The organism is uncultured Tenacibaculum sp., assembly GCF_947495995.1.
Taxonomy (GTDB): Bacteria; Bacteroidota; Bacteroidia; order Flavobacteriales; family Flavobacteriaceae; genus Polaribacter.
Window position 1 is genome coordinate 62,457 of the sequence record NZ_CANMAX010000010.1, and the last position, 21,253, is coordinate 83,709.

At 30.5% G+C, this 21,253-nt stretch carries 19 protein-coding genes; 7 read left to right on the plus strand and 12 right to left on the minus strand.

Features of this window, described 5'->3' with window-relative positions; all coding sequences use genetic code 11:
• Positions 1 to 44 precede the first annotated feature (44 nt).
• Together Q1A15_RS18680 and Q1A15_RS18685 are read left to right on the plus strand one after the other, a co-directional pair.
• The gene (locus Q1A15_RS18680; RefSeq protein ID WP_299627569.1) at positions 45 to 2,360 is read left to right on the plus strand and encodes an outer membrane beta-barrel family protein; all 2,316 of its coding nucleotides are present in this window, start codon (positions 45 to 47) and stop codon (positions 2,358 to 2,360) included.
• A 133-nt stretch (positions 2,361 to 2,493) separates the two neighbouring features.
• A complete protein-coding gene (locus Q1A15_RS18685; RefSeq protein WP_299627571.1) occupies positions 2,494 to 3,558 on the plus strand; it encodes a PA0069 family radical SAM protein in 1,065 nt (354 codons plus the stop codon).
• A 78-nt stretch (positions 3,559 to 3,636) separates the two neighbouring features.
• On the opposite strand, the gene Q1A15_RS18690 is transcribed toward Q1A15_RS18685, so the two are convergent.
• Together Q1A15_RS18690 and Q1A15_RS18695 are read right to left on the minus strand one after the other, a co-directional pair.
• Positions 3,637 to 4,497 (minus strand): hypothetical protein, encoded by an 861-nt coding sequence (locus tag Q1A15_RS18690; RefSeq protein WP_299627573.1) that lies wholly within the window; start codon positions 4,495 to 4,497, stop codon positions 3,637 to 3,639.
• A gap of 21 nt (positions 4,498 to 4,518) precedes the next feature.
• Positions 4,519 to 5,205, minus strand: a complete 687-nt coding sequence (locus Q1A15_RS18695; protein ID WP_299627575.1) for a DM13 domain-containing protein — start codon at positions 5,203 to 5,205, stop codon at positions 4,519 to 4,521.
• Positions 5,206 to 5,532: 327 nt separating this feature from the next.
• Here Q1A15_RS18695 and Q1A15_RS18700 point away from each other — a divergent pair, with 327 nt between their 5' ends.
• The 3 genes from Q1A15_RS18700 (at position 5,533) to Q1A15_RS18710 (ending at position 9,112) form a co-directional block, all read left to right on the plus strand.
• Positions 5,533 to 6,438, plus strand: a complete 906-nt coding sequence (locus Q1A15_RS18700) for a helix-turn-helix domain-containing protein (protein WP_299627577.1) — start codon at positions 5,533 to 5,535, stop codon at positions 6,436 to 6,438.
• A gap of 93 nt (positions 6,439 to 6,531) precedes the next feature.
• Positions 6,532 to 6,957, plus strand: coding sequence for a nuclear transport factor 2 family protein (locus tag Q1A15_RS18705; protein ID WP_299627579.1), 426 nt, complete (start codon positions 6,532 to 6,534; stop codon positions 6,955 to 6,957).
• A gap of 1 nt (position 6,958) precedes the next feature.
• Positions 6,959 to 9,112: a DUF5916 domain-containing protein gene (locus Q1A15_RS18710; protein ID WP_299627581.1), complete on the plus strand. Its 2,154-nt coding sequence runs from the start codon at positions 6,959 to 6,961 to the stop codon at positions 9,110 to 9,112.
• 69 nt (positions 9,113 to 9,181) lie between these two features.
• Here the strand turns inward: Q1A15_RS18710 and Q1A15_RS18715 are convergent, their stop codons facing one another.
• From Q1A15_RS18715 to Q1A15_RS18750, 8 genes are all read right to left on the minus strand, one after another.
• Positions 9,182 to 10,816: a pyruvate dehydrogenase complex dihydrolipoamide acetyltransferase gene (locus Q1A15_RS18715; RefSeq protein ID WP_299627583.1), complete on the minus strand. Its 1,635-nt coding sequence runs from the start codon at positions 10,814 to 10,816 to the stop codon at positions 9,182 to 9,184.
• A gap of 25 nt (positions 10,817 to 10,841) precedes the next feature.
• Positions 10,842 to 11,831: a pyruvate dehydrogenase (acetyl-transferring) E1 component subunit alpha gene (pdhA, locus tag Q1A15_RS18720; RefSeq protein WP_299627585.1), complete on the minus strand. Its 990-nt coding sequence runs from the start codon at positions 11,829 to 11,831 to the stop codon at positions 10,842 to 10,844.
• Positions 11,832 to 11,944: 113 nt separating this feature from the next.
• Positions 11,945 to 12,613 (minus strand): hypothetical protein, encoded by a 669-nt coding sequence (locus Q1A15_RS18725; protein WP_299627587.1) that lies wholly within the window; start codon positions 12,611 to 12,613, stop codon positions 11,945 to 11,947.
• Between the two features lie 65 nt (positions 12,614 to 12,678).
• Positions 12,679 to 13,347 (minus strand): M15 family metallopeptidase, encoded by a 669-nt coding sequence (locus tag Q1A15_RS18730; RefSeq protein WP_299627589.1) that lies wholly within the window; start codon positions 13,345 to 13,347, stop codon positions 12,679 to 12,681.
• Positions 13,348 to 13,452: 105 nt separating this feature from the next.
• Positions 13,453 to 13,959 carry a nuclear transport factor 2 family protein gene (locus Q1A15_RS18735; protein ID WP_299627591.1) on the minus strand — a complete coding sequence of 169 codons (507 nt, stop codon included), beginning with the start codon at positions 13,957 to 13,959 and terminating at the stop codon, positions 13,453 to 13,455.
• 25 nt (positions 13,960 to 13,984) lie between these two features.
• Positions 13,985 to 16,006, minus strand: coding sequence for a PspC domain-containing protein (locus Q1A15_RS18740; RefSeq protein ID WP_299627593.1), 2,022 nt, complete (start codon positions 16,004 to 16,006; stop codon positions 13,985 to 13,987).
• Positions 15,999 to 16,343, minus strand: a complete 345-nt coding sequence (locus Q1A15_RS18745; RefSeq protein ID WP_299627595.1) for a PadR family transcriptional regulator — start codon at positions 16,341 to 16,343, stop codon at positions 15,999 to 16,001. Before Q1A15_RS18745 ends, Q1A15_RS18740 begins: the two co-directional genes overlap by 8 nt.
• Positions 16,344 to 16,355: 12 nt before the next feature.
• Positions 16,356 to 16,790: a DUF4870 domain-containing protein gene (locus Q1A15_RS18750; protein WP_299627597.1), complete on the minus strand. Its 435-nt coding sequence runs from the start codon at positions 16,788 to 16,790 to the stop codon at positions 16,356 to 16,358.
• 163 nt (positions 16,791 to 16,953) lie between these two features.
• Between Q1A15_RS18750 and Q1A15_RS18755 the strand changes: the two genes are divergently transcribed.
• Entirely contained in the window at positions 16,954 to 17,409 is a 456-nt protein-coding gene (locus tag Q1A15_RS18755) for a DUF4442 domain-containing protein (protein ID WP_299627599.1), read from the plus strand.
• Between the two features lie 42 nt (positions 17,410 to 17,451).
• Entirely contained in the window at positions 17,452 to 18,255 is an 804-nt protein-coding gene (locus Q1A15_RS18760) for a TIGR00266 family protein (RefSeq protein ID WP_299627601.1), read from the plus strand.
• Positions 18,256 to 18,309: 54 nt separating this feature from the next.
• Here Q1A15_RS18760 and Q1A15_RS18765 read toward each other — a convergent pair whose 3' ends face one another.
• Complete coding sequence (locus tag Q1A15_RS18765) at positions 18,310 to 19,704, minus strand: TlpA disulfide reductase family protein (protein WP_299627603.1); 1,395 nt, start codon at positions 19,702 to 19,704, stop codon at positions 18,310 to 18,312.
• Between the two features lie 87 nt (positions 19,705 to 19,791).
• Entirely contained in the window at positions 19,792 to 21,183 is a 1,392-nt protein-coding gene (locus Q1A15_RS18770; RefSeq protein ID WP_299627605.1) for a TlpA disulfide reductase family protein, read from the minus strand.
• Positions 21,184 to 21,253: the final 70 nt, after the last annotated feature.

Genomic DNA, 21,253 nt, shown 5'->3' on the forward strand with positions numbered 1-21,253 from the left:
AAAGTGATGATTTTTATCTCTCAATTTTAATTATAAAATAAAAAATGAGGATAATTATCTTATGTGCTTTGTTACTTAATATTTGCGTTTTTAGTCAAGTAACAGTAAAAGGAAAAGTAGTAGACAAGAAAACGAAACAGCCGTTAGAATTCGCAACAATTATTGTTATGAAAGCTGAAACGGAAAAATTTTTAACAGGAACTTCAGCTGATGAGAAAGGAGAATTTTCAGTAGAAGTGAAACCTGATATATATGATATTAAAGTAGATTTTGTTGGGTTTAAACCAATAACTATAAAATCTAAAAAGATTGAAAAACCTGAAGATTTAGGAGTATTGTTTTTAGAAGAAAATAGTACGCAATTAGAAGAGGTAGAAATTAGAACAGAACGATCTACAACAGAATATAAATTAGATAAACGAATATTTAATGTTGGAAAAGATTTAATAGCAAAAGGAGGAAATGCCACAGATATTTTAAATAATGTACCGTCTGTTAATGTTGATTTAGATGGAGCAGTGAGTTTACGCGGAAATGCAAATGTTCGTATTTTAATTAATGGAAAACCTTCCGTGTTAACTTCTAATAACGGATTGGAACAATTACCAGCTTCTACAATAGAGAGAGTAGAAGTAATTACGAATCCGTCTGCTCGTTATGATGCCGAAGGAACAGCTGGAATTTTAAACATCATTTTAAAGAAAAACAAAATAGGAGGTTTTAGTAGTTCTTTACAATTGACAACAGGAGAACCTGCGAACCATGGAATAAATTATAATGTAAATTATAAGAAAGAAACATTTAATGTCTTTGCAAATGCGAGATATAGTTTACAAGAGTTTGAATATGAAGGATCAATTTTTCGAGAGAATTTCGATGTAAACGGGCCAACGTCATTTTTAGATTTAGAAAGAAATACCTTGTTTAGAAGAAATGTGTTCAATTTGTATGTGGGAAGTGATATTTATTTCAATAAACAAAACACAACTACATTTAGCTATTTTCTAAGAAGTAATGTGAGTAGACGTTTTGTAGATTTTAAGTTTGATTTTTTTGATTCAGATAAGAATTTACAAAACTCAATTTTAAATAGAGAAAACTATAGAGAACCTCAAAATTTTAGTAGAATAGAATTTAATCATGTGAAAAAGTTTGCTAAAAAAGGGCAGCAACTTACTATCGATGTTCAATACGATTTTTGGGATGATGATGAAAATGAGTTTGTTGAAGAAGATATTAATGGTAATTCACCAAACATATTACAGAGTAGAGATATAGAAAGTAGTAAAGACCTTTTATTTCAAACTGATTTTAAATTGCCTTTGCAATCAAAAACACATTTAGAATTAGGAGTTAAAGGTGAAGTAAGAGATATTGATAGTGATTATAAGGTTTGGGATAATGGTGTTTTGATTGACAGTTTAGATAATCTTTTAAAGTATAAAGAACGAATTTATGCGGCTTATGTTCAATATGGAAATAGAAAAAACAAACTTCAATATTTATTAGGTTTACGAGGAGAATACACAAACACTTCTAGTACTGATAGAAAGAATGTTTTTGAAACAGATAAGCGTTATTCTAATTTATTTCCAACGGTTCATCTGACTTATAATTTTAATGAAAAAACAAATCTTCAATTAAGTTACAGTAAAAGAATTAGAAGGCCACGTTTTTGGCAATTGAATCCTTTCGGCGGAATTGCAGATCGAAGAAATATTCGTGTGGGTAATCCTGATTTAAATCCAATGTTTACAGATGCTTTCGATGTCGGTTTTCTAAAGAAATGGAAAGGTTTTACGATAAATCCATCTGTGTATTATCAGTATACAATTCAGCTATTTGAGACTTTAGTGAGTGCTAATAGTGATGGAGCAATTATCAGTAAACAAATTAATTCTGGAACAGAGCACAGAGTAGGAGCTGAGTTAGGAATTCAATATGCAGCTTTTTCTTGGTGGCGATTAATGGGAGAAATCAATTATTTTAACTTTCAGCAACAAGGTTTATTTGATGTAAAAGATAATGCGTGGACAGCTAAGTTGAATTCAAGAATGAAATTACCTGCGGTAACAATTCAAACCAATTTAAATTATCAAGGAGAACGTGCTTCTGGTCAAATTATAACTGAACCGATTTTTGTTGTTGATTTAGGTTTGAGTAAAGATTTTTGGAACGATAAAATTTCGGTGACTGCGAATATTCAGAATATTTTTAATTCTAGAGTACAAACGCAAACCATTTCTGGTACTGATTATACTATTTTAAATGAAAGAGCTTTACTCGGACCTCAATTTAGACTTAATGTTACGTATCGTTTTAACAGAAATAAAAAAGATAGAGATCGTTTACCTGATTAATTCAAACATATTTTTGTTAAATTTGTAATATTAAAGAATGGTTTCGGTTTCTGTATCGAGGTTGTATTGAGGAGTTTTTACATCTTTTTCTCAATAAAGATCATTCCATGTGAATTTAATTAAAGTGATTTTTATGGATTATATCAAAGGAAGAGGTGCGCAACATAATACTCATAATAAGTTTTTACAACATAGTCACGAGGTTTTAGATGATTTTTTAAATTATTGTGCTGTTGAAAATGAAGATGCAGACCAGAATAAAACTACATATTTAGAGATTTTTCCGAAAACCATTGTGAATAAAGTAACAAGTCCAGATATCGGAGCTTCATTTTCAATGAATCCTTATCAAGGTTGTGAACATGGTTGTATCTATTGTTATGCAAGAAATTCTCATGAATATTGGGGATATTCAGCTGGATTAGATTTTGAAAGAAAGATTTTATACAAAAAGAATGCGGCAGAGTTACTTGAGAAAAAATTAAGAGGAAGAAATTGGAAAGCGATTCCGATTATGCTTTCTGGAAATACAGATTGCTATCAGCCAATTGAGAAAAAACTAGAAATTACTAGAGAAATATTAAAAGTGCTATTGAAGTTAAAACATCCGGTAGGAATAATTACGAAGAATGCTTTAATACTTCGAGATTTAGATATTTTAAAAGAATTAGCTTCTTTGAATTTATTAAAAGTGAATATTTCGATCACATCTTTATCTGAACAAACGAGACGTATTTTAGAACCTAGAACGGCAACAATTAAAAAACGATTAGAAACAGTTAAAATATTGTCTGAGAATAATATTCCTGTTAATGTTATGATGGCGCCAATTATTCCAGCGATCAATAATCATGAAATTTTACCGTTGGTGAAAAAAGTAAGTGAACTAGGAGCGAAATCCGTTGCTTATACAGTAGTAAGATTAAACGGGGCAATTGGTGAGATTTTTAAAAAATGGGTAGAAAAAACATATCCAGATCGAGCAGAAAAAATATTACATCAAATAGAAGATTGTCATAACGGAACTTTAAATGAATCGCGTTACGGAATACGAATGAAAGGTGAAGGGAAGTTTGCAGAACAAATAGCAATGCAGTTTAAATTGGCAAGAAGATTATATTTAAAAGATAAAACAATGCCAGAATTTGATTGTACAATTTTTGATAAGTTTCAATCGAATCAAATGTCGTTGTTTTAATATTATATAGTATTACAGAAATAAAAAAGCCTTCACTAAAAGTTGTGAAGGCTTTTTCTGTATATAATGAAAAATGATCTATTTAATATCTAGGAAAATCCCACCAGAGAAAGAAGGACTCGCTGCAATGATTTTTCCATCAAAAGCAGAGTCAAAACCTAATGAAATACCTAGTTTTTTAGTGATGTGATAAGCAGCTTCAAATCCAAAACTGCTAAATTCTATATTGTTAGCAAAAATACTTCCGTTACTATTTACGGCACTTAATGTTCCGTTGTTAAAAGATTTTACAACATTTAATCTTGTAATTAGCCAAAGTTTAGAATCGAATACATTAATTCCTGCTTCTAATCCTGTTCTAAATTCATCAGAAAAACCTTCTGTTCTATTGTTGTAGCCTAAATAAGATTTTGCATAAAAAGGCAAGTCGCCTAAAGATGTACTATACCCTAAATGAGTCGATAAATACTGATTAAACTCTCCATCTCCATTCTGGTAACTTCCATCACTTCCTCCAGTGTCTTCACCAGTAGGTAACCCTAAGATAAGTTTTACAGAAGCTGCCCATTTCCCTTTTTTATAAAATCCGTAATTAATTCCTAAATCTACATCTCCAAAAGAAGTTACAGATTCACCAGGTTGAATAACTCCGCCGTTTGTTCCAGAAATTTGATTATTCTGAGAAGAAACAGCAACAAAAGGAACATACGCTAGGATATCTATTTTATCTGTAATTCCATATTCTGCATAAATGTTCGTATTGAATTGAGTTCTTGTTGCATTCGGATCAATTACTCCGGTATCTGTATAGTGTTGATCGTATTGTAAATACCAAGCAGATAATTTATAGTATCCTTTTCCTTTTCCTTTACTCCATTGAGCATAAGTTATCTGAACGAAAGAAAAAGCGATAATTAAAAGTGTGATATATTTTTTCATGATTTAATTGCTGTTAGATAATTATTGAATTGTAGCATCCCCAACCTTTACGCTAAAAGGTTTACACCAGTATAAAATGTTAGAATAATCGTTAATGTCGGTGTTTTCTATTACGTAGCGATGAGATCCATTAAATACTCTTACAGCTTGTATTTCTTTAGCATTGTTAATTGTATTCACGTTGTTTGTTAAATAAATGTACAAACCAGGTAAGCTAGAAGAAGCTCTGTAATCGTCGTTAATTACCAATTCTAAATTATTGGTATTAGGAATTTCTCGAAGTGTAAATGTTCCTTCTAAAACGTAACTACTTGTTGTTCTAATTGTTCCCGTACGTTCAGTGTTGGTGTTATTATCAACTTGATCCATGGTAACAGTAACCATAATTTGATCAGTAATTGTTTCGCCTTCAGTAGAAGTAATAGAAGCAGTAATTGTTGCTTGTCCTTCAGCAACTGCAGAAATTAATCCATCGTTACTAACTGTAGCTATCGTTTCATCAGAACTAGACCAGTCAATTGTAGTGGTAATTGTTTTTCCAACATTATCGGTATATCTAGTAGTTAGCTGAAAAGTATCGTTTAAAGTAATTTCAGTAATAGCATTTGTTATACTGAAAGATGCTTCAACACGATCGTTAATAATATCATCTTCAATACAACTTTGAAAGAATAGAATTAACAGTAGTAAAATGGAGAATTGCTTCATTATTTCATATTTAGTATTGCATTGTTTGTCGATAGAAATATGAAACATTTACAAAGGGCTAAAAGTTAAGTCGATAAAATTTGTTTTTGTATGTATGATGATCAATTAAAAAGAATAAAGCCTTTATAGTAATTGTAAATAATTAGAATCATTTTTTATTTTAGTTGAAAATTTTGTTAGAAGATTATGTTTGATAACCAAGTGTTGTTTTTTATTTGTGGCTTAGGAGTATTTAATGGTTTTCTGGTTGCATTTTATTTCCTTTTTTTTAATCGAGAAAAAAGAACACAGAATCTATTATTCGGGTTATTAGTTCAGTTCCTTAGTATGAGAATTGGTAAATCTTTATACGTGATTTTTACACCAAGAGAAGAGCGAAACATAACTTTAATACAAATTGGTTTATCGGCTTGTTTTTTAATAGGAGTGAGCCTTTTTTACTATATAAAATCGTCATTAGAAAATAGAAAAGAGTTTCCTTTAAAGTGGAAGCTAAACTTCGTTTTTTTAGCATCAATAATTATTGTTTTAGGATTCAATTATCCTTATGAAAACGCTAAGAAATTATGGAGTATGTACATTGTTTATTTTATTTATGCAGTGTGGGGAATTTATGTGTTGGCTACAGGTTATATTCTAAAAGATACATTTAAAAAGCTATTTGAAAAAACTGAAAAATGTACAACTTCCGAACTTTGGTTAATCTGGGTTTATGTTGCTAATTTGTTAATTTTTGTTGCGTACTTAATAGGTATGTTTTATCTATATTTAATTGGTACAATTACATTTTCAATTGTTTTTTATGTCTTGCTGATTTTCTTCTTGTCAAAGAAAAATAGAGAAGAAATTTTTAAAGATATTCCAGAGAAATATGCATCAAAGAAAATTATAGAGACTGAAGCGAAAGGTTTATTAGAAGAGTTAAATGAGTTAATTATTACTCAAGCTTTATATAAAGATACTAATGTGAAAATCTCAGATGTAGCAAAAGGGATCAATATTACACCGCATAAATTATCGCAATTATTAAATGATAACTTAGGGAAAAGTTTTGCGGCTTACATGAATGAGTATAGAATTGAAGAAGCTAAAAAATTACTACAAGAACGAACAGAATTAACACTTGAAGCAATAGGTTTTGAAGCTGGATTTTCTTCTAAATCAAATTTTTACGCGACCTTTAAAAAAGTAGTTGGATTAACTCCATTACAATTCCAAAAACAGTTTTTATAGTCTAGTTTTATAATTCTGGACACCTGAATTATAAAAAATCATCTTATTAAAAAAGTCTTTCAAGAGTTTTGAATCAAATTTAAATTCAAAATTATGAAACGAACTTTATTAGTATGTGCATTTATTTTATCACAAGTTTTATCAGGTCAATCAGAGTTTAGTAACCTAGAAAAAACACTTCAAAATTATATCAAAGGAAGCTCGTATAACGAATTAGATACTTTAAAAAGTGCCTTTGCTGAAAATGCAACTTTATACTTAACAACAAGAGACGGATTCAAAAGATTTACTCCAGAAGAATATGCTGGTTTTTTCAAGAATCGTAAGAAGGGAGAATTTAACGGTCGTGTTGGTAAAGTATTATCGATAGATATTATAAAAGATATCGCTTTTGCAAAGGTTGAAATTGCTGGACCAGATAGAAAATGGGTTTACATAGATTTATTCTTGTTGAAAAAAGTTAACGAGAACTGGCAAATTATCAGTAAAACAGCTACAAAAGTAAAAGACAGTAAGTAGCATGAAAATAATTAAAGTTGTTGTTCTTTTTTTTGTCAGTTTAGTTGGTTTTGCCCAAAGTTCATCAATTCCATTTAAAGCTGTTACTATTGAAATAGATGGAAAGTTGAATGAAGAGGTTTGGAAAACAATTCCAAAGCATACAAATTTTCACAATCTTTTGCCAACAGATGAAGGTTTAGCTAAAAATCAAACAGAAGTCAAAATATATCACGATGGAGAATTTCTATACATAGGAGCTGTATATCACGATACCACTTCTAAGCAACAAGTAAGTTCTTTAAAAAGAGATGTTTCTATAGGTATAAGTGATGCTTTTGTAATGGTTTTAGATACACAACATCAACAACAAAACGGAAATTTATTTGCTGTTAATACTTATGGAACGCAAGTAGATGCTTTGGTTGAACGAAATGAAACTGGCTATGGTTTAAATTTTAGTTGGAATGCAGTTTGGAGAACTAAAACATCGGTTATTGGAAATGATAAAGTTTATGAAATTGCTATTCCTTTTAAAGCGCTAAATTTTGATAAACAGAATACAACATTTGGAGTTCAATTTTACGTGAGAGATATTAAAAATAACTCATGGACAATACTTACTGATTTAAGTAGAAATTATCCAACCTTCGATTTGCGTTTTACAAGAGCATTTACTTTAGAAGAAGTGCCTGAAACGATTCGTTCTCGATTTGCAGTTTCTCCTTCTGTGACTTTAAATTATCAGAATGTTGATAGTGATGAAGAAACTATGTTTAGGCCGAGTTTAGATGTACAATATAATGTGTCTTCTTCCTTAAAGTTGGATGCTACAATCAACCCAGATTTTTCTCAGATCGATGTAGATCAGCAAGTAACTAATCTATCTCGTTTTTCAGTTTTTTTTCCTGAACGGCGAAACTTTTTTTTAGAGAATGCAGATTTATTTTCAAACCTGGGAACATCAGATGTGAATCCGTTTTATTCTAGAAAAATAGGCGCTGAGAATGAAATTCAATTCGGACTAAAATTATCTGGAAACATAGCCCAAAAAACTAGAGTAGGAGTAATGAATGTTCAAACCGATAAGAATGAAAATATTAATGCTCAAAATTATACAGTATTGGTTGGAGAACAGCAAGTGTTAAAGCAGTTATCTGCAACAGCTTTTCTGATAAATAGACAAGAAACAGCTGGATTTAATTTTGTTGATGATTACAATCGCATAACAGGAGTTAATTTGAATTTCAAATCTGATAATAAAAAATGGATTGGATTAGCGAATATGGCGATGAGTTTTAATGATGATATTTCAGGGAAAAACAAATTTTTTAATGTTGGAATTGATTATAACGACAGAGGATTACAAGGAGGTTTTTCTATAAAAAATGTTCAAGATAATTATCTAACAGATGTAGGTTTTACACCAAGATTGTTTACTTACGATGCTATAAATGATTTGCTAGTTAGAGAAGGTTATTATCAAACTTCAAGTAGTTTGCAATACACTAAGTTTTATGATGAATCTAAAAATCTGAATTCTATTCGATATGTGAATTATGTTAACGATACTTACTTTGATATTGATGGAAGTTTAAATCAAATGAGTCATTTTTTGAATTCAGCCGTATTTTTTAAAGATTTCTCAGCAATGTATTATGTATTGAATTATGATGATATTGACCTGAAATATGGTTTTGATATTCTTGGAAACGGTAATGCATTGTCTCCTGATAATTATCAAAACTGGAATATAAAAGTTGGATATAACTCTGCAAATAACCAACAATTTCGTTACCGTGTAAATATTCAAAAAGGAAAGTTCTATGGAGGAGATAAAATTTCAGGAGGAATATATTTGAATTATCAGCTGTTACCTTTTGCTAATTTAGAATTGTCACATGATGTAAATTCTATTGATTTACATGAATTAGGAAAAGAGGTATTTCATTTGAATCGATTCACCGGTCAGATTTTTTTCAATAATCGTTTGAATTGGACGACATATGTTCAATATAATAATCAACGAAATAACTTTAATGTGAATAGTAGATTACAATGGGAATACAAACCGTTGAGTTATGTTTATCTAGTAATCACAGATAACTTTGATGATAATTTTAATCGAACGAATTGGGGAGTTGCATTCAAAATGAATTATAGATTTGATTTTTAATAATGTTAAAAACAAAAAAACTCGAAGAAATAGTCTTCGAGTTTTTTTATATATGTGTTTAAAAACAAGTTACACTAACATGGTAACAGGGTTTTCAATAAATGTTTTTAATGTCTGTAAGAATTGAGCTCCCACAGCACCATCAACAGTTCTGTGATCACAAGCTAAAGTTAACATCATTGTGTTACCAACAACAATTTGCCCGTCTTTCACTACTGGTTTTTGAACAATAGCTCCAACAGATAAAATCGCAGAGTTTGGTTGATTAATGATTGAAGTAAAGCTCTCAATACCGAACATACCTAAGTTAGATACTGTAAACGTACTACCTTGCATTTCGTTTGGCTTAATCTTTTTACTTCTAGCTTTTCCTGCTAAATCTTTAACGCTCGCTCCAATTTGAGTTAATGTCAAAGCATCTGTGTGTTTCACTACAGGTACAACTAAACCTTCATCTACAGCAACTGCAACACCAACATGAATATGACTATGATATTTAGTTACATTTTCTTCCCAAGAAGTATTTACTTGAGGGTGCTTTCTTAATGCCATTGCACATGCTTTAACTACCATATCGTTGAATGATACTTTTACATCTGGAATTGCATTTATAGTTTTACGAGAAGCAATTGCATTGTCCATATCTACTTCAATATTTAAGTAGAAATGAGGAGCAGAGAATTTAGAATTACCTAAACTTCTAGCAATAGCTTTACGCATTTGAGAATTCTTGACATCTTCAGTTCTTTCTTCACCAGCGATAGCAAAACTCGTAACTTGAGGTGCTGCTGATGGAGTAGAAGCTGTAGCAATTGGTTGAGGTGCAGCAGAAGGAGTGTAGTTTTCTACATCTTTCTTTACAATTCTACCATTTTCACCAGAACCTTTAACATCTGCTAAATTTATTCCTTTATCCTTAGCTATTTTTTTAGCTAAAGGAGAAGCAAAAATTCTTCCTCCAGTATTCGTGTTTGTATTTTCTACAGCTTTTGGAGCATTTGAAATAGTTTCTGAAACAGGCTTGCTTTTTTCTTTTTTGTCTTCTGTACTGGGAGTGGTTGTAGCAACTCCGCCATTTTTATGAGCTTCGATAACTGCAGCCACATCTGTACCTTCATTACCTATAATAGCTAAAAGACTATCAACAGGTGCGCTGTTACCTTCTTCAATTCCTATGTGTAATAAAGTTCCTTCGTAGAAAGATTCAAATTCCATTGTAGCTTTATCAGTTTCGATTTCAGCTAAAATGTCACCTTCTTCAACTTTATCACCTACGTTTTTTAACCAAGAAGCTACAGTACCTTCTACCATAGTATCACTTAATCTAGGCATAGTTACTAGTTGAACATCTTCTGGTATACTAGCGCTTCTTGTATTTGAATTTGAAGTTTTCTCTTCTACAGGAGCTTCTTTTGTTTCTTCTTTAGGTGCAGCATTTCCGTTTAATAACGCAGAAAAGTCTTCACCTTCTTCACCTATAATAGCTAATAAAGAGTCTACAGGAACACCTTCACCTTCTTGAACTCCAATATGAAGTAAAGTTCCTTCATGAAAAGATTCGAATTCCATTGTAGCTTTATCAGTTTCAATCTCAGCTAAGATATCACCCTCTTCTACTTTATCACCAACTTTTTTTAACCAAGAAGCTACTACTCCTTCTTCCATTGTGTCGCTTAAGCGAGGCATATTTACTACTGTTGCCATATGTACTAAGTTTTGTTGGTTGCTATTATTTGATAAAAGGATAATCTTCTTGTTCGTATACTACGTCGTGTAAGATGTTAAGATCTGGGAATGGAGATTCTTCAGCGAATTTTTCACATTCTTTCACCATTTCCTTTACTTCTTTATTTACAGCGTCGATTTCTTCGTCTGTAGCGTACTTTTTATCCTTAATGATATCTAAAACTTGAGTGATAGGATCTATTTTTTTGTACTCTTCAACTTCGTCTTTAGTACGATAGTGTTGAGCATCAGACATAGAGTGACCTCTATATCGGTATGTTTTCATTTCTAAGAATGTTGGTCCTTCACCTTTTCTAGCTCTTTGAATTGCTTCATCAACAGCTTCAGCTACTTTTACAGGATTCATTCCGTCTACTGGTCCACAAGGCATTTCATATCCTAAACCTAATTTCCAAATATCTTCGTGGTTTGCAGTTCTTTCTACAGAAGTACCCATTGCATAACCATTGTTTTCACAAATGAAGATAACTGGTAATTTCCAGTTCATTGCCATGTTGAAAGTTTCGTGTAATGAACCTTGACGAGCAGCTCCATCTCCGAAATAACATAAAGTTACAGCATCACTATTATGGTATTTATCACCAAACGCAATTCCTGCTCCTAATGGAATTTGTCCACCAACAATTCCGTGTCCACCATAAAATCTAAATTCCTTAGAAAAGATATGCATAGAACCTCCTAAGCCTTGAGAAGTACCTGTTGCTTTTCCATATAACTCAGCCATTACTCTCTTTGGATCAACCCCCATACCGATAGGTTGAACGTGATTACGATAAGCTGTAATCATCTTATCCTTAGTTAAATCCATAGCATGTAAAGCCCCAGCTAAAACTGCTTCTTGACCATTGTACAGGTGTAAAAAACCTCTAACTTTTTGTTGGATATATACAGCCGCTAATTTGTCTTCGAATTTTCTCCAAAAAAGCATATTCTTATACCAATCAAGATAGGTTTCTTTAGTGATTTTTTTCATTATGAATGTTGTTTGTTTCTAGTTGCTTAATATTAATGCAAGAACAAAAATAACTGTTTTTTATAGAATAAAAAACGCATTAACTAGGATTTATCTCAAACGTTTTCGGAAAGTTATTTGCCTTTTGCAACAATAAGTGTGGCTTTAGCTCCTGTTGCTAGATTCCATTCGTTAGAAGAAAGCACCATACCAGCATCATTGAAAACTTTAAAAGCTGCAGTATTTGGTCCTGATGAACCTTGGTTTAGTGCAACAATTTTAATTCTGTTTACACCTTCTTCTAAAGGAATATTGAAAGATTGTGCTTTTTGTCTTAGTGTTAAATTTGTGATAACAGGAATGTCATTAACATAAATAGTAACTCGATCTCCATCTGGATATTGATGATCTCGACAAACAATTGTTACACTTTTAGATTCGGTACTAATACTTCCTAAATCTTGATCGATTACAGGATAGCTATATTGACCGTTTATCTTTTGAAAGTTTTTTAGATATCTTTCTTCAGCGATTTTAGCTTTGGTTAAAATCCCTTTATTTTTTAAATCTTCTTCTTGTTGTTTTCTTTTTCTCTTTTTTTCTAACTCTTTATTAGCGTTTTTAAAACCATTGTTATTGCCAAAACCTAACGATTTTGGTTTCGTTACTTTTTTTGCAGGAGCAGCAATAAATCCGATAGAAGTTCCTTTTTTAGAACCACTAGTAGAGTTATCGACTTGAGCAAAAGTAGCATTGAAGTTGATGAAAAATGATAAAATAAGAATGTTTAGTAATAATCGCATAATAAACAAGTTATTGCAAAGATAGTGCCGTTTTGTTGAATATAGTCGATAGAAAGTGTTAATTCTTACTTAATAGGGAAATCAAAATATTTTTTAGGAAAAGGCTCGTTTCTAAGCGTAAAATGCCACCATTCATAAGAATAAGGTTTAAATCCATGAGTTAGCATTACATTTCTCAATAACATTCTATTAGCTTTTTGTTTTGAAGTTAATTTACTATGTTTTACATGGGAAATGTTTCCGAAAAAATCATAAGGACTTCCCATGTCTAGCTCTTTATTAGTTTTTAAATTGACTATAGTTAAGTCTACCGAACTTCCTCTTGAATGACCAGATCTCGTAGCGATATATCCTAATTTAAAAAGGTTTCGCTTATTTAGTTTTGGGTAATATTGTTGTTTTGTTAATGTATCGCTAGGGATTTTAGCCCAACGTACAAAATGATTTACTGCCGATTGTGGTCTGTATGCATCAAATATTTTAAGACTTAACCCTTTCTTTAAAAGTTGATCTTGAACTTTTTTTAAAGCATTCGCTGTTTTTGTTGATGTAATTAAAACAGGTTCTATGTAACCATCAACAGGAACTCCCATGAAATTGTTGTTATAGCAGTAACGTAATTCTTGTTGAATAGTAGGGGAGATATCATTCACATATGAGAAACCTTTTGGAAGCTCTTGAGATGAGAGTGATAAAGAAATGAAAAAGAGTAAAGAGGTAAAGAAATGTTTCATGAGGTAAAATTAAGAAAACAAACAAAAAAGCCAAAGCCCTTTCGAGCTTTGGCAAAGTAAACCAAGTATTAGTTTAGAAGTTAGCTAACCGATAAACTAATTTTTTTAATGAAGACTAATTACTCTCGTAATTGTCCATGTATTATTTCCTTTTTTCCAGATTGTAACAAATTTACTAGGAACTGATTTGGCGTTGGGTTCTAGTTTGTTGAAAAACTTATGATATCCCATCTGTACTGCACCGTATCCTGGTATTGGATAAACTTCTATACTACCTTTAGTAAGTGTTCTTGTCACTTTGTTACAAATATTTTTCTTTAATGCAGCTAATATTTCTTCTTTTGATGTAGCTAAACCACCATTATCATGATAAAATTCTAAATCTTCATCAATTAATTTTCTTTGAGTTTCTACATCACAATTGTTGTATGCATTAAAAAAGATGCTGTCCATTTTTACAATTGTGTTATGTAATTCTATATCCTTCGGTGTATAGTTTGGAATTTCGCTTACTTGAGCACTTGTAAACAATGATGCTAGCAAAGACCAAAATAATAAAACTATTTTCCAAAATAGGTTTCCTGTAAAGAAAAAGTCATAAAGTTCTTTCATAGTTAGTAATTTTTTAAGTTAGTTTTTACCAGGTTTTAAAGGCTAATATTCCGTCTTCTTCTTCGTAGTTTCTTAAAAATCCTTTAGAAATAGTTTGTAATGTTCCGTTTGTGATTTTTAATTCGCCTTTATGTCCGTCGTTACAATCGATTTTTAATTTTATTCTTTTAATAGTGTTCTCTTGAGTATATAAAGGATCATAGATTTCAATATCAATATTCTTTTTGTCCTTAAACCAATCAATCAATCTGTTAAGTTGTTCTTCTGTTGTTTGTTTACTAATGATAAACTCAGCTTTAATATCATTGATTGTACTATCAAATAAGAAAGTTAATTCATCATCATTGCTATTATTGTTGGTGTCTTCAGTAGAATCTTTAGTCCATTCATCTGAATCATCGTCTTGATCTTTGTTCCAACCCGAAGTTTCTTTTTTTGAAGATTTACAGTCGATACATTCTAAACCTTTTGATGTCATTTTAAAATGATGACCACTCATATCTCTATCATAAATATCATCTGTGTTTTCTACTTCATATAAGAATCTTTTAGATGAATTTTCAAAGAAAATTGTTGTTCCTTCTGGGATAAATAATGTTAAGTATACTTCTTCTCTTTTCCAGATGTTTTTAAAATCAGATAAGAAATAAGCATCGAAAACAATTTTGTTATCACTTAAATCAAATTTATACTTGATCTTTTCAGCGTTTTTAGCAGCAGATCTATTTTTTCTACCTTTTGATTCTTTTTTAATTTCAATATACGCCTTGTTACTTTCGCTTTTTTCAACATCAATTTTTACATTATTAGAATATTTCATCTTTTTATCATCAACATATACTTCTTTAGAATTTCTTCTTCTTTCTAAGTTGTGTAAATAGTAGATGTCATTATTATTTTTAACTCCAATCTTTAGAGGATTGTTTACGTTATATTCTATAGTTTTTGTGCTTGCTTTTATTCCAGTTCTAGCTCTAGAAGTAGCATATTCTAAACCAGAGAATCCAATTAAAAGTAAAGATGCTAACCAAATTCCAAACAAGGTTAAAGTTGTAGCTGTATTAATTCGTTTAATATTAGGAGATAAAATTCTTAATCCTAAAATAAATAGCGCAAAAAATGGAATTCCAACAACTAACAATCCAAAAATACTTAGTATCCATTCAGGAAAAACTGAATCGTAAAAAAATGGAGGATATTGAACCATATCACCTTCAAAACCCAATATTTCAAGACTACTAATAGAGAATAATGCAAATAACAATGATACTAAAGTAACACCAGAAGCAAAGATGAGTAATGCACCAATGAACTTACCGAAAACCTTAAATATTGAGGATAAAATTTTTCCTACAGTATCTAAAAAATCTTGTAATCCAGATTTAGTTTGAGTACGTAATTTATCATAATCAGTGCTCGAAATCTTGTCAGTAAGCTCATTTGCACCATCTTTTAGCTTCGTTGAGAGGAATTCAAACTCGTTACGAATTTTTTTTTCAATGCTATCAATATTTACAGGCTCGCCTTCCATCTGCAATTTCTCTGTTGTAGTTCTTGCTTCAGGTAATAATACCCATAATATAATATAAGCTAAAACTCCAATTCCAGTAGTTACCGCAGCTAATATAAAAGCTAAACGAATCCATATTGTATCAACATTTACATAATGAGCTAAACCAGAAGCCACACCTCCAAGAAACTTGCTGTCGCTATCTCTAAATAATTTCTTATTTGGATTTCTTTTACGAGTGTAAGTATAGTTTTCACTATATGATTCTTCAGCTTCAGTATAATCTTCAGGCTGTCCCATTATAGCGATAACTTCATCAATGTCTCCTTCATTTACTACTTGTCTAGCGTCTGTGATTCTTTCAGATAATAATTCACTAATTCTAGCTTCGATATCTGAGATAATTTCATTTTTTCCTTGTGGATCATCACTTAACGATCTGGATATCGCATCTAAATATCGTTTTAATTTTTGGTAGGCATTTTCATCTATGTGGAAGAAGAATCCGCCTAAGTTTATATTGATAGTCTTATTCATCTGATGTTGATTTTGTACTTGTTACTTGATTTACTGCATTTACTAAATTATTCCACGTTTTATCGAGTTCTTTCAAAAACATATTACCATTTTCGGTTAACACGTAATATTTTCTTGGTGGGCCAGAAGTAGATTCTTCCCATCTGTACGATAAAAGTCCAGCGTTCTTAAGCCTTGTTAGTAGCGGATATATAGTACCTTCTACTACAATCATTTCTGCACTCTTTAATGTTGTTAAGATTTCTGAAGTGTAGGCATCTCCTTTTTGTAAAATGGAAAGTATGCAATACTCCAAAACTCCCTTTCGCATCTGTGCTTTTGTGTTTTCTATCTTCATTAATAAGGGATGTTATTTTATAAATTTTATAATAAATGGATACTTATAATGTTCTCCATTGTTCGCTTTCATTGAAGCAATAATCACTAAAGCTATTTTAATAAGTGATACAATTCCGACGATAGAGAAGATTCCGAAGAAACTGAAAAAATCACCATTAAAACTAATTTGATGACCAAAGTCTACATGATCGAATCTATCTAATATTCTAAAAATGTTTCTCATGAAAAAAGTAAAGAAGGAAGCACTTAGAATAAAAATATATAGACCGAAACTAATATTAAAATTCACTGCTTCTTTACCATGTTCGTCTAAGAACTGACTTCTATCTTTTTGTGCTTGCCATAAAATAAGTGGCGTAATAATGCTACCTAACGGAAATAAATATCCAGCAAAAGATGAAATGTGTATCAAAAAAGCATTAGTGTTTTCGTTCTGATTTTTCATAATAAAATGATTTATATAATACTTTACAATGCAAATATATATCTAAAAAAAGGTATTATGCAATACATAGTACTAAAATTTAACAAAAATTAACATTTTTTAAGTGGTTTTAGGATAATAATTAAGAAATAAAAAGGCTTAAATTGCGAATAAATACGTTTATATGAAGTTTACACCGAGTAAGATTAATCTTTTTTTACTTTTTAAGTTACCGTCAGCATTTATTACAGGAATTCGAGTAAAATCTATTTCAGACGAAAAAGCAGTAATAAAAGTAAAACATCGTTGGATTAATCAAAATCCGTTTAAATCAATGTTTTGGGCAGTACAAGGAATGGCTGCAGAATTTGCTACAGGAATATTAATGGTGAAGAGTATTCAAGAATCAGGGAAGAAAATTTCTATGCTGGTTACTAATATGAATGCAGAGTTTACAAAGAAAGCTACTGGTAAAATTGTGTTTTCTTGTGATCAAGGCAACTTAATTAAGGAAAAAATAGAAGAAGCAATAGCAACAAAAGAAGGTCAAACTATAATGTTAACTTCTGAAGGGTTTAACGAAGAAGGTGTTTCTGTATCTAAATTTAATTTTGAATGGAGTATTAAAGTAAAAGCGTAACAAAATAAAGAACTTGTAGTCTAATCAAATAAAATAGAATTTATGTTTTTAAAAAATGCACACGAAATAGATTATCATATTTACGGTGAAGAAATGCAATTTGTTGAAATAGAACTTGATCCAGAAGAGGGAGTTGTAGCTGAAAGCGGAAGTTTTATGATGATGGATTCTGATGTGAAAATGAATACCATTTTTGGAGATGGATCTAATCAAGAAAAAGGACTTCTAGGCAAGATTTTTTCTGCAGGTAAGAGAATATTAACAGGTGAAAGTTTGTTTATGACTGTATTTACTAATGTTGGGCATGGAAAAAAACAAGTTTCGTTTGCATCTCCTTATCCAGGAAAAATTATTCCAATTGATTTAAATGAATATGGAGGAAAGTTTATTTGTCAGAAAGATGCTTTTTTATGTGCAGCTAAAGGTGTTTCAATAGGAATAGAATTTTCTAAAAAATTAGGAAGAGGATTGTTTGGAGGAGAAGGATTCATTATGCAGAAAATGGAAGGAGACGGGTTAGGTTTTATTCATGCTGGAGGTACAATGGCGAAAAAAGAATTAAAACCAGGAGAAGTTTTAAAAGTAGATACTGGTTGTATTGTTGGTTTTACACAAAGTGTAGATTATGATATTGAGTTTGTAGGAGGAATTAAGAATACAGTTTTTGGAGGGGAAGGTTTGTTTTTCGCTACATTAAGAGGACCTGGAACTGTGTTTATTCAATCGTTACCATTTAGTAGATTAGCTGGTAGAGTTCTTTCTTCTATTCCTGGAGGAGGAAAAAGTAAAGGTGAAGGAAGTATTTTAGGAGGAATAGGTGATTTATTAGACGGAGATAATTATTAGAAAAATTATAAATAATAAAAAAGGCATAAACTTAAGTTTATGCCTTTTTTAATTTTATTGAATATTCTCTTCGTTAAAAAGTTTAATTAATTCTTTATAACTACTCGGCCTAGGTGCGTTTGAAGTTACAATTTTACCATCAGGATCAATTAAAATGAATCGAGGTAATCCTTTAATTAAGTAATCTTTTGTGAAGTTAAAGTCTTCTTTTGTGGCTCCAGCAAAAAGATGCAAACCAGACATTTCATCTTCTTTAATAGCTTTTTTCCAAGCTTCTTTGTTTTCAAGCTTATCAACACTAATACTAATAAATTCAATGTTCTTTCCGTGATATTCTTGTTCTAATCTCTTTAAAATAGGTGTTTCTTTTCTACAAATACTACACCAAGTAGCCCAAATATCAATAAACTTATATTTTCCATTTCCTATTAAATCATCTAAAGATGTTATTCCTCCTTCATAATTTTCTAGTTTGTTGAATTTTGGAGAGTTTTCTCCTTTAGCAGTAAGCTTTAACTTGTTGTATAAAGCTGTAATTTCTTTTTTGTTAGCCTCGTTACTAGAGAATAACATGTATTTTTTGTAGTATTCTTTTAGGTTAGCAACTCTTGGAATAATATTTATAGCAGCGTTATATAAAAGGTCATTCTTTACTAAAGTATCTCTGATCTCTACGTGAATAGTTTCAATATAGGCTAAATCAAAATCTCGTTCTTCAGATTTTCTTTGATTTGCTTCTTTTTCTAAAAACTCTTTAATCATTCTACGATATGATGAAGAATATATATAGTCATCACTTTTATTAAAATCAATAGTAGAAATTAAATGTGAAGGGAAGTTTTCAGAGACAAGAAATCTATCATTACCATATAGTAGTCTATGAAAGGCTTGATAATTATTAATATTACGAACAAATTCATAATTAATATTTCTCTTTTCTTGCTGAAGATAATTTTCTGGTAATTCAGATTTTTCTGCTAGTTCTTCTAAAGCAGATTTATATCTATCCATTTTACTTAAGAACTCACTTTCCTCTAGGGAAAATAAGCGCTCAGCACTTCCTAAAATAAAACTGTGTTTCTTTATTTTCTTAGTTAAGTAATTGTTGATAGTACGATTCTGACCTTCAAAAATAGGGTCTTTAATGCGCATTTTAGCGTCTACCATTAAATTTAAATCATCGTAGTTTGAAAGATACATATTGATAATTCTTTGATCTATATGTAGTTCGTAATGACCAGGAGTAAAGTCTCTAATGGTGTCAGAAAAACTTTTAGTTTTTCTTCTAAAACGAATATTCTTATCAAATTTATAACCAGATAATTTGATTTTCCTCTTTTTAAAATTATCTACTTTACCAGATAAAACTAAAAAGTCTTTTTGTTTCTCTTCTTTACAATTAAGAAAAAGTAAACTTATGATTAGAAGCGTATAATATTTACTTTTCATGATAATTTTTTAGGGATTTTATTTCTAGGGATAAAAAAAGAGCTATGATTAAATTCATAACTCTTTATATTTTATAAAAGATTTTGATTAAATACCTAAATCTTCGAATAATTCGATAAGCTCTTCACTACGGCTAGGTCTTGGAGCGTTAGCGTTTACAATTTTCCCATCAGGATCGATTAAGATAAATCTAGGTAATCCTTTGATTAAATAATCTTTTGTGAATTGTAATTCTTCTTGTGTTTTACCAGCAAAAAGTTGAATACCACTCATTTCTCTATCCTTAATAGTTTGCTTCCACTTTGCTTTGCTAGATGGTCTATCAACACTTAAACTAACAAACTCAATATTTTTTCCGTGGAATTGTTGCTCAAATCTCTTTAATAAAGGGATTTCTTTTTTACAGAAACCACACCATGTAGCCCATACATCAATATAAACATACTTTCCTTTACCGATTAAATCATCTAAAGAAGTTTTTCCTCCGTTGTAGTTTTCTAATTTATCAAACTTAGGAGAAGGCTGCCCTTTAGCAGTTAACTTTAACTTGTTATATAATTCTCCAATTTCTGCTTTGTTAGCAGTATTAGTAGAATAACTGTTGTACTTTCTGTAGTACTCTTTTAAGTTAATAGTAGTTGTAATTTGCTTTTCAGCAGCTTTGTGTAATAAATCGTTTTTAACTAAAGTGTCGTTAATTTCTGTGTGAACAGTTTCTAAGTATGTTAAATCAAAATCACCATCTTGTCTGTTCTTCTTGTTAGTAACATCATCTAATCTTCTTTTGATTAAATCTCTATATGGCTTAGAGTTAATATAATCTACACTAATGTTTAAATCAATATCGTCTGGAATATCCATTGGGAATTGATCTGAAACTTCAAACTCTTCATCTCCATAAAGAATACGGTGGAAACCTTGGTAGTTCTTAATTGCTAATGCAAATTCGTAGTTAATGTTTCTCATTTCCTTTTCTAAATAATCAGCAGGTAATTGAGAAGCGTTAGCTAAATCTTCTAATGTAGATTTATAGCTATCCATTTTACTTAAAAACTCATCCTCATTCATAGAGAAAAGTTTATTTGCATTTCCTAAAACAACACCAAGCTTTTTAGCTTTTTCAGTGATGTATTTATTAATGTTAGCTGTTGCTCCTTCAAAAACAGGATCTTTAGTTCTCTTTTTTGCATCAACTATTAATTTTAAGTCATCAAGTGAACTTAAATATACTTGTACAGGTCTCTTACCAATCTTTAAAGTATAATGACCCGGAGTGATATTTTTTAATGTATCTAGAAATGTTTTGTTTTTTCTGTCAAAACGAATCTTTCTCTCAAAGTTATAACCAGTAAGTTCTATCGTACGTTTTCTGAAATTATCTACTTCACCAGAAAGCACTAAAAAGTCTTTAGGCTTTTCTTTCTTCTCACAAGAGACGATCAGTGAGACTGCGAACAGTATAAGTAACAATTTTTTCATAATAATGAATTTTACTTTTATAGGGAATAATTAAATTACGTGTTTCAACACCGAAAGTACCTATTTTTTA